Raw genomic sequence first — 13,559 nt, 5'->3', positions numbered from 1 at the left:
AGGTGACTACAGATCCGCCAGTGGCCGACCCTGGGAACACTCCCGTCGGTCGTGACGAGGTGGTCGCGGCAACGTTGGCCGCGGCCGCCGAACTCTTCGCCGAACGGGGCCCGGCCGGCACCTCTATCCGCGACATAGCCACCCGCTCGCGGGTCAACCACGGGCTGGTCTACCGCCACTTCGGCACCAAGGAACGTCTGGTCGGGGCGGTGCTCGACCACCTCGGGGAATCGCTGACCGTCCTGCTGGACCGGGGCGCGCCCGCCGACGAGATCGAGCAGGCCATGGACCGGCATATGCGGGTCATGGCCCGTGCCCTGCTCGACGGGTATCCGGTGGGGCAGTTGCAGTCGCATTTCCCCAACGTGGCCATGCTGGTGGAACGGGTGGTGCCGCGGTTCGGCGATGAACAAGAGGGACGCCTGGCCGCTGCGAATGCCGTTGCGCTGCAAATGGGTTGGCGGTTGTTCGAGCCGTTCCTGCGATCGGCCACGGGCCTCGAGGCGGTCGGCGAGGACGTGGTGCGCGGCGCCGTCGCCGCACAGATCGCCCGGATGCTCACGCCGGAATGAGGGTCGGGGCACCTCAACTCCTAGACTGAGCCGGTGGCAGCAGAATCTCCCCGCCCCGTTCTCGTCGTCGACTTCGGCGCGCAGTACGCCCAGCTGATCGCGCGGCGCGTTCGCGAGGCGCGGGTGTACTCAGAGGTCGTCCCGCACACCGCCAGCGTCGAGGAGATCAAGGCGCGCGACCCGCAGGCGATCGTGCTGTCCGGTGGGCCGGCCAGCGTGTACGCCGAAGGTGCGCCACGCCTGGACCCGGCGCTGTTCGACCTCGACGTGCCGGTGTTCGGCATCTGCTACGGGTTCCAGGCCATGGCCCAGGTGCTCGGTGGCACCGTCGAGCACACCGGGACCAGCGAGTACGGCCGCACCGAGCTGACGGTGTCCGGCGGGGACCTGCACGCGGACCTGCCCGCGACGCAACCGGTGTGGATGAGCCACGGCGACGCCGTCACCGCCGCGCCGGACGGATTCGACGTCATCGCCACCAGCGCCGGGGCCCCGGTCGCGGGATTCGAGAACCGGGCCCGCCGGCTGGCCGGGGTGCAGTACCACCCCGAGGTGCTGCATTCACCGCACGGCCAGCAGGTGCTGACCCGGTTCCTGCACGAGTTCGCAGGCATCGGACCGACGTGGACGCCTGCCAACATCGCCGAGCAACTCATCGAGGCGGTGCGCGCGCAGATCGGTGACGGGCAGGCCATCTGCGGGCTGTCGGGCGGGGTCGACTCCGCGGTGGCCGCGGCGCTGGTGCAACGCGCCATCGGCGACCGGCTCACCTGCGTGTTCGTCGACCACGGGCTGCTGCGGGCCGGGGAGCGGGCACAGGTCGAGCGCGATTTCGTCGCCGCCACCGGCGCCAAGCTCGTCACCATCGACGTCGCCGACCGCTTCCTGCAGGCGCTGGGTGGCGTGACCAACCCCGAGGGCAAGCGCAAGATCATAGGCCGCGAGTTCATCCGCGCGTTCGAGGGGGCGGTGCGTGACACCCTCGGCAGCTCCGAGGCCGAGATCGAATACCTGGTGCAGGGCACGCTGTATCCCGACGTCGTCGAATCCGGTGGCGGCACCGGCACCGCCAACATCAAGAGCCACCACAACGTCGGCGGCCTGCCCGACGATCTGAAGTTCAAACTCGTCGAACCGCTGCGGCTGTTGTTCAAGGATGAGGTGCGCGCGGTCGGCCGCGAACTCGGCCTGCCGGAGGAAATCGTTGGGCGCCAACCGTTCCCGGGCCCCGGCCTGGGTATCCGCATCGTCGGCGAGGTGACCGCCAAGCGGCTGGACACCCTGCGCCGCGCCGATTCGATCGCCCGCGAGGAACTTACGGCTGCCGGCCTGGACCAGCAGATCTGGCAGTGCCCGGTGGTGCTGCTCGCCGACGTCCGCTCGGTCGGCGTTCAGGGCGACGGACGCACCTACGGCCACCCGATTGTGCTGCGCCCGGTCTCCAGCGAGGATGCCATGACCGCGGACTGGACCCGGGTGCCCTACGAAGTGCTGGAACGGATTTCGACCCGCATCACCAACGAGGTGCCCGAGGTCAACCGCGTGGTGCTCGACGTCACGAGCAAGCCGCCCGGCACCATCGAGTGGGAGTAGGTTTTCTCCCGCGAGCAGACGCGGCGGTACGCGACGCGCGCAGTTTCCGGGACCGCTATGTCTGCTCGCCGGCTTTCTCGACGTACTCGGTGAGCATCTGACCGACCACCGACTCGATGGTCGATTCGATCGAGGACGCCAGGGTGGCGCTGACGGCGGCCACGGCCTGGGTGCGGAACCGCACCAGCATCGTGATGAGTTCGGCCACTTCGGTATCCGGCGGCAGCGACTCGCCAGGTTTGATCCGCCCGGCCACCTGATCGACACCGGCACGCACCAGGATCGAGCTGATCGCGTCGAGATGCGGCAGCACCTGCTCATGGACGTCGATCAAGGTGCCGATCGGTACGCCGTACTGCCGGATCTCGTTGAACGCCTCGATCAGCTTGGGCCGCACAATGATTGCGTCCTCGGCGTCGAGCTTGATCACCCCGATACCGACCAGCCGGTCGAACGCCGCGGGGTCGTCGACCAGATCCCGCGCTTCGGCCAGCGGTATGCGTACCGGTTTCTCGGTGGCCCAGTTGCCCACGATGGCGCTTTCCAAACCGAGCACATCGCCGATGTCCTTGCCCTGCTCCCACGCCGACAGCATCTCGTGGACGTGGGCGATGTTGTAGCCACGGTCGAGCATCGAGGTGATCAGCCGCAGCCGGGTCAGGTGGGTGTCGTTGAACAGCGCGATGCGGCCCACCCGCAGCGGCGGATGCAGCAGCCCGCGATCGCGGTATACGCGGATGTTGCGGGTGGTGGTCCCGGCCAGCCGGGCCAGCTCGTCGAGCCGGTACTCGCCCGACGCCGCGACACCGTGCGGCTGTACCGCCGCATCGAACAGCTGCGTCACGGCGGTCTCGACGACATCACGCGAACTGCGCCGGATCTGCCGGGGCGCCCGGCGCAGCCCCGTCAGGATGGCCGAGATCGCGCCGGCTTGCTGCCCGGACGGCTTGGCGGCTGCCATCAGGCCGACGAGCTGATCGCCACGCGTGCGTCCCGCACCGCTGCTTCATAGTCGCCGAACCGGAAATCCCGCATCTGTCGAAGATACTGGGTGGCGAATCCCGGGTACATCGACGCGTTGAATCCGTCGGCGGTCAGGTACCAGCTCTTGCAGCCGGTCATCCACGTGGTCTTGGTGAGCCGCTTCTGCAGCTCTTCGTTGTAGCGCTGCTGGACGTCGGCCCGCACGTCGAGGTAGCGAAGATTGTTGCGCAGCAGCGTCTTGATGCCGGACACGGCGTAGTCGATCTGGCCTTCGACATACACCAGCAGCGAGTTGTGGCCGGGGCCGGAGTTGGGGCCCGTCATGAAGTACAGGTTCGGGTAGCCGTGGGCGTTGATGCTCTTATACGCCTGCGCTCCGCCCTTCCACTCGTCGGCCAGTGAGCGTCCGCCCAGCCCCGTGATCGGGTAGGGCGGGCCGGTGAGGTGAACGTCGAAACCCGTGGCGAACACGATGGCGTCCAGATGGTGTTCGATACCGTCGCTGGTGCGGATGCCGACCGGGCTGATGGTGGCGATCGGCCAATCGATGAGCTTGCAGTTCTCGCGCTGCAGCGCAGGGTAGTAGTCGCTGGACACCAGCATGCGTTTGCAGCCAGGGGTGAAATCCGGGGTGAGCTGACGACGCAGCCACGGGTCGGCCACCTGCCTGCGCAGATGTGCCTTGCCGAGGCGGGCCACCAGCCCCGTCAGCGGCGTGTTCCACACCATCGCCGTCGCACTGGCCTCATGGCCCCAGAACAGGATCTGCCGGGCAAGCTCTTGTACGGCAGGGACTTTCGCGAACAGTGCGCGAGCAGCAGGTGGGGTGGCGATGTCCAGCCGCGGTATCACCCATCCCGGGGTGCGCTGGAACACCTTGACGAAGCCAGCTGTCTTCACCAGTTCCGGAATGATCTGCACCGCACTGGCGCCGGTGCCGATCACCGCGACCCGCTTGCCGGTGAAGTCGTAGTCGTGGTCCCAGTTCGCACTGTGGATCTTGTGGCCCTCGTAGGTCTTCAGGCCACGAATGTCGGGCCACGTGTGGTCGGGCAGGGGGCCGGAGGCGAGTACGACGCTGCGCGCGCGAAAGCGCCGCGGACGTGAGGAGCGATCGGGCCCTGGGCCGGAAGTAGTTTTCACCGTCCACACGCCTTCATCCTCGTCGAACGACAGGCCGTTGACTTCGACACCGAATTGGATGCGCCTGCGCAAGTCGAACGTGTCGACCATGCCCTCGATGTGCCGACGGATCTCGTCGGCCGGGGAGTAGGCCCGCGACCAGTCCGGGTTCTTGACGAACGAGAACGAGTACAGCAACGACGGAACATCGCACGCCGCACCGGGATACGTGTTGTCGCGCCAGGTGCCCCCGACGCGATCGGAGCGGTCCAGGATGACGAAGTCGTCGATGCCGGCCTCGACGAGCTTGATGGCGGTGCCGATGCCGGTGAACCCGGCGCCGACGATCAGCGTGTCATAGGTGCGCATATCAGGCCGCCGGCTCGTGGGTCAGCTCCTTGAACCAGCTGGGGATCGGCCGCAGCAGGGCTTTCGGATAGCGGTCCGATGCCCACACCATGGGGTTGGCCACCCAGTGGTAGGGGTGGCGCGGGTTGGTGACCATCTTCCCGTGCAGCTTGAGCAGCTGATAAGCCGGTACGCGCCAAGTGTATTCGGCGCGGCCACCGAGTTCCTTGAACCGCATCATCGCCTTGTAGAGCTTCTCGGGCTGCAGTCCCATGTCGACGATGTTGTTACGCATCCGGTTGAGCAGAGGAACGTACATCAGGGTGCCGATGATGACACCCGGCGAAGCCACATTGCCGACGAACTCCACCGCGAGCCGCCGCATGCTGGCGTGCCCGATCATGTTGAGCACCTCGAAATCGACGGCGATGTGCCGGGATTCGTCATTGTTGATCTTCTCGAACACTTGATGGCAGACCGGATCGTCGACCTCTTCGAGCAGGAACTTCAGCAACGCGCCGTCGAGCGCGACCTCAAGCATGGGGATGACGGTGCCGAGCACCGACAGAGACATGTTGTCGGAGAAGGTGTCCAACCATTCGATGGCCAACCGGATGTTGACGTTCGGTTCGGGCATCTCACCGTCTTCAAGCATGCCCCAGCGTTTCATCAGCGCCAGTTCGGCATTGGCGTGCCGCTGCTCCTCGGCGTGGAAGTAGCGGTAGATCTCGGCGATGGTCGGGGTGGGAGCCTTCTTGGCCAATGCGGCGAATCCACGCGCACCGACGTTCTCGATCCAGCACAGATCGGCCATGAAAGCCTTGAGCTTCGGCCGCATCTCGTCGGTGATGGTTTCGGCTCCTGGGGCGTCCCAGTCGATATCGGCCAAGGCCCATTGCCGGTTTTTGATCTTCGCGAGCATCACATCCATGTCGATGGCCATTACGAAACCTCCTCCGAGCTGGTGAACCGGGTCGTTATCCCCACGGCACGGGTGTAGGCCGTCGGGGTGAGTCGTTTGATGCCCCAACCGATGCGGGCGTCGGGCTGGGGCATGCAGTACAGGCCCCCGCGGTCGTTGGTGTCCAGGCACATGCGGGCGACGCGTTCGGGGGAGAAGCCGGTCCACCGCATCAGCCGGTCGGCCAACTGCGTCGATTGTGCCGTGATCCTGCCCGACTCGACGATGTTGGTCTTGACGAACGTCGGGCACAGCACCGTGACGTTGATCCCGGTGCCGGACAACTCGGCGGCCAGGGTCTCCGACAGGGACAGCGTGCCCGCCTTGCTCACGTTGTAGGCGGCCATGCCGGGTGCGGCGCCGAACGCGGCGGCCGACGCGACGTTGATGATGCCGCGCGGCTGTTCGGTGTGCGCGGCACGCAGGATCGGGGTGAACACGTGACAGCCGTGGATCGGGCCCCACAGGTTGATGCCGAGCACCCAGTTCCAGTCGTCGAGGCTGATCTCGCCGACGGGTCGGCCACCGGCTCCGACGCCGGCGTTGTTGACGACGAGCGACGGCGGCCCGTCGAACCATGCCTGCGCGGCGTCGGCGAGCTGCTCGACCTGCTCGATGCGGGACACGTCGCAGCGCACCGCGGTGGCCTGGCCGCCATCGGCGACGATGGCCTCGGCGGTGGCGCGGGCGGCACCCTCGTCGAAGTCGCTGCACATCACCCGGCCGCCCCGGCGGCCCAGCTCTGCGGCGAATGCGGCGCCGATGCCGCTGCCCGCGCCGGTGACGACGGCTGCGGCCCCATGGCTGCGTTTGCGGCCGTTGCCGAAGATGTTCATCCGGCTACCTCTCTGACGGCGTTGTGCTGCAAGGATTCCGAGATGAAACGGCTGATCCGGCCCACGGCCGCCACGGCGTCGGGGCTCAGCCGAGGCAGGGCCTGGAAGACGTGTACCTGGTCCGGCCACACTTCGAGTTCACTGTGCCCGCCTGCGGCGCGGATGTCGTTGTCGAGCTCGCGGGCGTCGGCGACGAGCATCTCGGCGCCGCCGGCCTGGATGAGCGTCGGGGGCATGGGGCGTCCGCGTGCGACGTCGAGCGTGAGCCGTGGATGCGTGAGATCGGCTGCAGCGCAATACAGTCCGATCAGTCGTGCGGCGTCGGACGCCCTGATGGCCGGGTCGCGGTGCAGTTGCTCGCGAGCTCGGGCGAGCGCGAAGGTCAAGTCGATCAGTGGCGAGAGCAACACCAGCCCCGACGGATGCGCCGTGTTCGGTTGCAGCAGCAGGTCAACAGTCAGGTGTCCGCCGGCAGAGTCGCCCGCTATCACAACGTTCGCGGGGTCGAGCCCGCCGACGGTGCACAGCCAGTCCCAGCCGGCGGCCACATCGTCTGCGGCAGTGGGGAATCGGTGTTCGGGGGCGAGGCGATAGTCGATGCTGAACACCGGCAGCCCGGTGCGCCGGGAGAGCCAGGCCGTGAGGCGCCGGTGTGTCCGCGGCGAACACAGTGCGAACCCGCTGCCGTGCACGTAGTAGATGGCGCGCTCGGGCGTCGCGGGGGAGACGCCGGAACCACGCACCCACTCGCCGACCACCCGCCTGCCGTCGGCCATCCGCACATCGACCGGCTCGACCCGGGTGCCCGCGAGGGACGGTCCGAACGTGTCCATGATCCGTGCGATCAACCACCGGGATGTCCACAGTCCGAGCATGTGTTCGGGAGGCAGCGCCCCGCTCAGCTGCCGCAGCGTCAGGGCGCTGATCGCGGCCGCACCACGGGATCGCAGCGATCCACGCTTGGGAATGGCAGGGTCGGCCATCGAACCTCCTCGTCGAAGTGGTTCGGTGAGTACACCAACAAATGATGACATTTGTCAATGTCATCATTTGGCGACGGCGGTATTACCCCACATGCGATCGGCCGATTACCGCGCGGGATCCCCGCGCCAACGGAAACTGTTGACGTACTTGCCCATATCCAACGCAAGCTGCAGATTGGCGCCGGACGGCTTGCCGGAACCGGAGTCCGGGCCGAACTGGCGGTACGGCCCCACTGCCGCCGCGATGAGCGCCAGATCGTTCTTGACCGCCACCATGATGATCACCCGCATCCGGGCGTAGCTACTGGTCGAACCCTGCGGCCAACAGTCGGCGGCAAGCCCGAACCCGGGCTGATAACCGACCATCGTGTTGGGGATCTCGTAGGCGGTCTTGGTGTCCGGGAAGGTCTGGTGAACCAGTTGGACCGCGATGTCTTTCGGCGTCTTCCCGCCGGCGGGCCTACTGAACAGCTGCATGGTGCCGCCATCGCCGGCCGTCAGATTCGCCATCACGCCGTGATCAGTGGTGGTGATCTTGTAGGCCGTCCCCTCAGCCGGGTACGACACCGTGAACGAGCCGTCAGGCGCCGTGTACAGGGGATTGATGGTCACAGGTTGCCCGAGCGGTGGGGAACCGCAGTTCGGCGGGCACACGTAGCGCGCTGCAGGCTTCTGCAGCACCGCCGAGAGCCCGACCAATCCCGCCGCCACCACGACGATGACGACCCCGAGAGCCAGGGCCAGCCCGGTGTAGGACGTCTTGTGGACGGGCGCAGCGGTGAACGTCCCCTTGTGGATCGAGTAACCGGGAAGCAGTCCGACCGTGATCTCGCCGGGCTCTTCCTCACGCGTCGGCCGGGCCGTCCTGCGGGCTTGGCGCGAACTTCGCGACGAGGCATGGGTGGACGCGCCGCAGTGTGCACAGAACGGCGCGTCGGGCACGACATGCCCGCACTGGGCGCACAGCAGCGGTTCGTCGGTGTGAATCTCGTCCTGGGCCTCGTGGAGCAAGGCCAGGTGTACACCGACCCGCAAGAGCAGCAAGGCGACTGCCGCCAGCGCGATGTACAGACCGAACTGCAGCCACTGCGGGAATCGTGCGATGTCGATGAGCCCGAGTCCGGCATAGAGGGTCATCACGCCGACCGCGAACAGCGTCAGGGTGATGCGCACGAAGCCGCGGTGCACCAGAACCTTGTTGGGCGGTCTGGTGAACCACAGCGCCGCGCCGATCAGCCCACCGACCGCGGCTGCGGTCACCGGTCCCGCGACGCCCCGGATCCCGGCTTCGATCAGCAGCCCGCTCATCGGCCGGTCCTTGGCCACCATGCCGGTGGTGAACTGTGGTGCCAGACGCGTCATCGTCGCTGCAGCGCAGTAGGTCAACGCCCCGAACGCGCCGATCGCGTAGCCGTCCAACGCTTCGTGCGTCCCACGGCGGATGAACCGCACCAGCAGCACGGGGAGCAGCATCACGAACATGCCGCCCACCGACACGGCGATACCGTCGCGCAGCATGCGCGATCCGGTGATACCCATGCCCAGCGGGACGCCATATGCACGGGCCATCGCGCCACCGGTCAAGAGCACCCAGCCGGTCCCGAGACCCAGACCCAGCACCGCGGTGAGTATCAGCGTGCTGTGCGGGACGTCGCGGTGAACATCGGACTCGCGCAAGTAGATTCCGAACAGCAGCGGCAGGCCCAGGGCGGCGACTGTGATGAGCGCGGCAGGCAGCCGGAACAGGGCAGCGGCCACTAGCCCCGCCAGCAGCAGCCCCAGACCGATCAGGAACGCCGTCCGCGACCGCGGCGACAGATGCGGGAACAGCGAACTGGTGACCGACGGGATCAGCAGGTGCTGGCCGGGGGCGGCGCTGAAAGACCGCACCCGCAGCCAGTGCGGGCCGTTGCCCCGGTGCTCCGACAGCGGAGCGCCGCACAGCCCGCAGTACTGGCCCGCGGGGACGTCGAGCTGGCAGACCTCGCACCGCATGGTCTCCGGGCCCGTGAGGCTGAGGCCAGGATCGATGCTCATGCGCGATCCGCCTTCGCTCCTCGCTCGATGCTCATGGATTCGCTCTCTGCCAGACCAGAATGTTCTTGACCAGGTTGTCCACGTTGGGCGTTCCGAGCCCGGTCACCAGGTCGTAGCCGGGGCCCGCGCTGGCCACCGCATTGCCGCCGAGCGTGACGTCGTGGAAGGCGGGCAGCGGGGCGCCGGCGGCGATGCGGTACAGCAGGGGATTGAGGTCACCCAGCTCCCGCCCGCCGTTGCCGAGCAGGTACTGATTCATCACCGCGGCCATCCCGGCCCACAGCGGCGCCGACTGGGATGTGCCGCCGCCGACCAACAGTTGATCGTTCAGCACGATCTTCACCCCGGTGAACGGGTCGGCGACCGCGGACACGTCCGGGGTGAACCGCCGTTGGGCGCCCCCGTCGTCGGGCGCGGTGAGGCCGCGCTGCCAGTCCGGCCGGGCGAACAGTGCCGAGACCCCGCCGCCGGTGCCCTGGGTCAGCGGTACGTCGAACCAGGCCTGTTCGGCCAGCCAACCGCCACCCGTGTCGGTAGACAGCGTGGTGCCCCCGACATTGGTGATCTCGGGCAGCGATGCGACCGAGTCCAACCCGACGTCATCGGGACCCGGCGGTGACGACCAGTCTTGTCCGCCTTTGCATTCCAGGCCGGCCAGGTCGCCGCTGGCGTTGAACGCGGTGGTGCCGTGGGAGTGTGCGGTGGCCAGCGCGGAGCGGACCGGGGCGAGGTCGGCGGCGGTGATCAGCTTGTCGCAGCCCCAGCCGATGGAAAAGCTCCAGACCGCACCGGGATAGTCGGTATCCGCCGACTGGAGCATCTGGCCGATCTTCTCGTAGGCCCCGTCGCCCTGGACCGTCGGCCGGGCGTTGATCACCACCTTGCGCGCATCGGGCGCGATGGCGTGGGCGACTTCCAGGTCCATGGTCGTCTCGCCGTGGGGTTCGCTGGGCTGTCCGCCAACCAGGATCGGGGTGAACCTCGGCAGGCTGAAGGTGGTGGCGAAGGTGTCCAGATCGGTCTGCTTGAAACCGTCGAAGGCGAAGATCACGATGGTGGTGCCCTTGCCGGTATAGCCCTGTCGCGCAAGCCCGCCCAGGTTGTAGGTGTTGAGCAGCGCCGTGGGGGTCAGCCCGCGGTCGGGGACATCGGTCGGCAGGTTCGACAGGTCCGGCCGCGACATCCGCGGTGGGGTGTAGCCGAGGAGGCGGCCGACCTCGGTGACCTCGCCGCGCAGTGGTTCGGGTATCGCCGGCTGCTGCGGCGACGCATAGAACACCTGACCGCGTCTGCCCAGGTAGTCGTGGATGTCGACGCCGAAGGCGGTCGCCATGTCGGCGGGCGCACCGTCGACGATGGCCCACGGGTCTCCGGGGCGCCACCGCACCGACAGTCGGTGCCCGTCGGCCCAGCTGTAGAGCGCTGCCGGCCGTAGCCGGTTCTGCAGGGCGACGGTGAGCTGGACCGAGTCATCGTGGGAAGGACCGAGATCGGTTGAGGCAGCAAGCAATTGGGCGTAAGGGCCCCCGATGGGAGCCCTTACGCCCGGTGCTTGGGTAGCCCGCAGATCTGAGGCCAGGAGCAGCGCTCCTGCCAGGATCAGCGTCAGCAGTGCGTACCCGGGTATGACACGTGGCCCGGCCATGGACGGACGACTGACGAACGAACCTCGCGGCGTGTTAGTGATGGGTGCCGGGCTGGGCGGTCTGCGGCGTCGGCGCCTTCACCGTCGGGGTGAACAGGTTTCCACCCGTCGGGTTGATCGACTTCTCGGTGGGCTCCACCGAAGGCGGCGGCGCAGGATAGGCCGGTGTCGTCGTCGTGGTGGTGGTAGTGGTCGTCGTGGTGGGTGTCGTCGTCTCGGGGGCCTTTTCTTTGGTGCCGCACGACGCGGTGAACGAAATCATCCCGACGACAGCGGCGCCGCCGGCGACGACCGCGAGCCGACGAGTCAATTGCCCAGACCTCATGATGGTGTCCTCACTTGTCCCCCGGTATTTGAGCGCTGGCCTTCGGCGAATCGTTGTGCGATTCCGCACGATCGGGTGATCGTGCACCAGTCCCGTCCCGAAGTGGGTTTTGGTAGTCGAACTTTAACTTAAAGCCCAACAGGGTGCAGGAGCATTCCCGGTGGTGTTGCCGGCTGCTGCGAGCCGACCGTCCGCGGCTTGACGGTGTCGGGGCGTGGGTGTTTACTCGGGGTATCGAACATATATTCGAATGCAGCGTGGTTTAGATGGTGTTGGAGGTGCTGCTGTGACCATTGCGGCGGGCCTTGGATCAGGCCAGCTTACCCGCGCTGAGCAGGTCGAACATCTGCGGCGCAAGATCGCTGCAGTGTCGGGGAAGGTCGGTCCGGCGCATCGCGGGGTGGGTCGGGCCGGTGCGGCTATTCCGGCGGGTGATTCTTTGCTGGAACTCCCTGAATCCCCGGCTGATCCGACGCCTGCCGGGTTGCCCACGACGCTGCCGCGCGGAACGGTCGCGGTGCTGTCGGGCGCCCGGTCGCTGCCGCTGGGCATGGTGGCGGCGGTGACGGCGGCCGGCGGGCACGCGGCGATCGTCGGGCAACCCGATGTCGGGCTGCTGGCCGCGGTGGAAATGGGTGCCGATCTGAGCCGGCTTGCGGTCATACCGGATCCGGGTGCCGATCCGGTCGAAGTGGCATCGGTGTTGATGGACGGGATGGACCTGGTGCTGCTCGGGTTGGGCGGGCGCGTGGTGCCGCCGAGCCGGGCCAGGGTGATGGTGGCCCGGGCCCGGCAGAAAGGGTGCACGCTGCTGGTCACCGACGGTGATTGGCGGGGTGCGTCCACCCGGTTGGAAGCCAGGGTCTGCGGTTACGACGTGACCGGTGCGGGCAGCGGCGTGCCCGCTCCCGGGCGTGGCCGGATCGGCCGGGTCCGGCTGGCCATGCGGGGCGCCGCCGGATCAGTCTGCGTGGCAGGCGGTTAGACCGTGTCGGCGTCTCGGGTGCTGGCGCTGTGGTGCATGGACTGGCCCGCCGTCGCGGCGGCCACCGCGGCGGGCTTGGAACCGACCGCTCCGGTCGCGGTCACGCTGGCCAACCGGGTCGTCGCATGCTCGGCGTCGGCCCGGGCATCGGGAGTGCGGCGTGGGTTGCGTCGGCGGGAGGCCCAGGCCCGGTGTCCGTATCTGCATGTCGTCGCCGCTGATCCGGCCCGCGATGCCCGGCACTTCGAGAACGTCACGGTCGCGGTCGATGATCTGGTGCCGCGGGCCGAGGTGCTGCGGCCGGGTCTGCTGGTGCTGTCGGTGCGCGGGGCGGCCCGCTACTTCGGATCCGAACCGGCCGCAGCCGAACGGCTGGTCGACGCGGTGGCCGCGGCGGGGTCGGAATGTCAGGTGGGTATCGCAGATCAGTTGCCCACCGCGGTTTTCGCCGCCCGGGCAGGACGCATCATCGAGCCCGGCACCGATGCCCTGTTCCTGTCCCCGCTGTCCATCCGGCAGTTGGCCACCGAACCCGCCTTGGCCGCGCCGGGCCGCGAAGAGCTGGCAGACCTGTTGTGGCGCATGGGAATCCGTACCCTTGGGCAGTTCGCCGAGCTGTCGCGTACCGATGTGGCCTCCCGGTTCGGGGCCGACGCGGTGGCCGCGCACGCCTTCGCCCGCGGCGAGTCGGCCAGGAAGCCGTCGGGCAAGGACCCTGCGGCCGAACTCGACGCCGTGATGAACTGCGATCCGCCGATCGAGCGGGTGGACGCGGCGGCCTTCGCCGGGCGGTCGCTGGCCAGTGCCCTGCATCGCAGCCTGGAAGGGGCGGGTGTCGGCTGCACCCGGTTGGCCATCCATGCCGTCACCGCCAACGGCGAAGAGCTGGAACGGGTGTGGCGGTGTTCCGAACCGCTGACCGAGGATGCCACTGCCGACAGGGTGCGCTGGCAGCTGGACGGCTGGCTGAACCGTCAGGGGCGAGCGCAGCGACGGGGAGGATCCCAGACCTCCGAGAAGCCCACCGCGCCGGTCACCGTGCTGCGGTTACGCTGTCTCTTATACACATCTCCGAGCCCACGAGACTACGCTGCATCGCGTATGCCGTGGTGTGCTTGAAAAAAAAAAGGGGGGGGGGGGGGGGGGGGGGGGGGGGGGGGGGGGGGGG

The 13,559-nt window shown here is 67.9% G+C and carries 11 protein-coding genes and 1 pseudogene; 4 read left to right on the top strand and 8 right to left on the bottom strand.

The features are described 5' to 3' along the window. Positions 1–2 precede the first annotated feature (2 nt). A complete protein-coding gene (locus A5784_RS28225; protein ID WP_232006268.1) occupies positions 3–572 on the top strand; it encodes a TetR/AcrR family transcriptional regulator in 570 nt (189 codons plus the stop codon). 33 nt (positions 573–605) lie between these two features. After that, positions 606–2,165: a glutamine-hydrolyzing GMP synthase gene (gene guaA / locus A5784_RS28220; RefSeq protein ID WP_064948173.1), complete on the top strand. Its 1,560-nt coding sequence runs from the start codon at positions 606–608 to the stop codon at positions 2,163–2,165. A 55-nt stretch (positions 2,166–2,220) separates the two neighbouring features. Here guaA and A5784_RS28215 read toward each other — a convergent pair whose 3' ends face one another. The 8 genes from A5784_RS28215 to A5784_RS28180 all read right to left on the bottom strand — a co-directional run bounded on the left by A5784_RS28215 (position 2,221) and on the right by A5784_RS28180 (position 11,406). Beyond that, positions 2,221–3,126, bottom strand: coding sequence for a MerR family transcriptional regulator (locus A5784_RS28215; protein WP_064948172.1), 906 nt, complete (start codon positions 3,124–3,126; stop codon positions 2,221–2,223). Beyond that, the gene (locus A5784_RS28210) at positions 3,126–4,640 is read right to left on the bottom strand and encodes a flavin-containing monooxygenase (RefSeq protein ID WP_064948171.1); all 1,515 of its coding nucleotides are present in this window, start codon (positions 4,638–4,640) and stop codon (positions 3,126–3,128) included. The genes A5784_RS28215 and A5784_RS28210 overlap by 1 nt, the downstream gene beginning before the upstream one ends. Position 4,641: 1 nt before the next feature. Then, entirely contained in the window at positions 4,642–5,562 is a 921-nt protein-coding gene (locus tag A5784_RS28205) for a ferritin family protein (RefSeq protein ID WP_064948170.1), read from the bottom strand. After that, entirely contained in the window at positions 5,562–6,416 is an 855-nt protein-coding gene (locus A5784_RS28200; RefSeq protein ID WP_064948169.1) for an SDR family NAD(P)-dependent oxidoreductase, read from the bottom strand. Before A5784_RS28200 ends, A5784_RS28205 begins: the two co-directional genes overlap by 1 nt. Next, positions 6,413–7,399, bottom strand: coding sequence for an alpha/beta hydrolase (locus A5784_RS28195; protein WP_064948168.1), 987 nt, complete (start codon positions 7,397–7,399; stop codon positions 6,413–6,415). Before A5784_RS28195 ends, A5784_RS28200 begins: the two co-directional genes overlap by 4 nt. Positions 7,400–7,504: 105 nt before the next feature. Beyond that, positions 7,505–9,436, bottom strand: a complete 1,932-nt coding sequence (locus tag A5784_RS28190) for a zinc ribbon domain-containing protein (RefSeq protein ID WP_064948167.1) — start codon at positions 9,434–9,436, stop codon at positions 7,505–7,507. Positions 9,437–9,467: 31 nt separating this feature from the next. Then, positions 9,468–11,081: a S53 family peptidase gene (locus A5784_RS28185; RefSeq protein ID WP_064948166.1), complete on the bottom strand. Its 1,614-nt coding sequence runs from the start codon at positions 11,079–11,081 to the stop codon at positions 9,468–9,470. Between the two features lie 34 nt (positions 11,082–11,115). After that, a complete protein-coding gene (locus A5784_RS28180) occupies positions 11,116–11,406 on the bottom strand; it encodes a hypothetical protein (protein WP_064948207.1) in 291 nt (96 codons plus the stop codon). Positions 11,407–11,692: 286 nt separating this feature from the next. Here A5784_RS28180 and imuA' point away from each other — a divergent pair, with 286 nt between their 5' ends. Both imuA' and A5784_RS28170 read left to right on the top strand, forming a co-directional pair. Then, a complete protein-coding gene (imuA', locus tag A5784_RS28175; RefSeq protein WP_064948165.1) occupies positions 11,693–12,391 on the top strand; it encodes a DnaE2-dependent mutagenesis accessory factor ImuA' in 699 nt (232 codons plus the stop codon). Positions 12,392–12,427: 36 nt separating this feature from the next. Continuing rightward, positions 12,428–13,468 (top strand): annotated as a pseudogene (locus tag A5784_RS28170) (DNA polymerase Y family protein); the annotation flags it as partial. Positions 13,469–13,559 lie beyond the last annotated feature (91 nt).

This window comes from Mycobacterium sp. 852013-50091_SCH5140682 (assembly GCF_001665685.1).
GTDB lineage: Bacteria > Actinomycetota > Actinomycetes > Mycobacteriales > Mycobacteriaceae > Mycobacterium.
This window is presented reverse-complemented; position numbering and strand designations above follow the sequence as displayed.

Coding starts and splice junctions, on each gene's coding strand:
- A5784_RS28215 (WP_064948172.1), bottom strand. CDS start 3,126: ATGGCAGCCGCCAAGCCGTCCGGGCAGCAAGCCGGCGCGATCTCGGCC.
- A5784_RS28210 (WP_064948171.1), bottom strand. CDS start 4,640: ATGCGCACCTATGACACGCTGATCGTCGGCGCCGGGTTCACCGGCATC.
- A5784_RS28205 (WP_064948170.1), bottom strand. CDS start 5,562: ATGGCCATCGACATGGATGTGATGCTCGCGAAGATCAAAAACCGGCAA.
- A5784_RS28200 (WP_064948169.1), bottom strand. CDS start 6,416: ATGAACATCTTCGGCAACGGCCGCAAACGCAGCCATGGGGCCGCAGCC.
- A5784_RS28195 (WP_064948168.1), bottom strand. CDS start 7,399: ATGGCCGACCCTGCCATTCCCAAGCGTGGATCGCTGCGATCCCGTGGT.
- A5784_RS28190 (WP_064948167.1), bottom strand. CDS start 9,436: ATGAGCATCGATCCTGGCCTCAGCCTCACGGGCCCGGAGACCATGCGG.
- A5784_RS28185 (WP_064948166.1), bottom strand. CDS start 11,081: ATGGCCGGGCCACGTGTCATACCCGGGTACGCACTGCTGACGCTGATC.
- A5784_RS28180 (WP_064948207.1), bottom strand. CDS start 11,406: ATGAGGTCTGGGCAATTGACTCGTCGGCTCGCGGTCGTCGCCGGCGGC.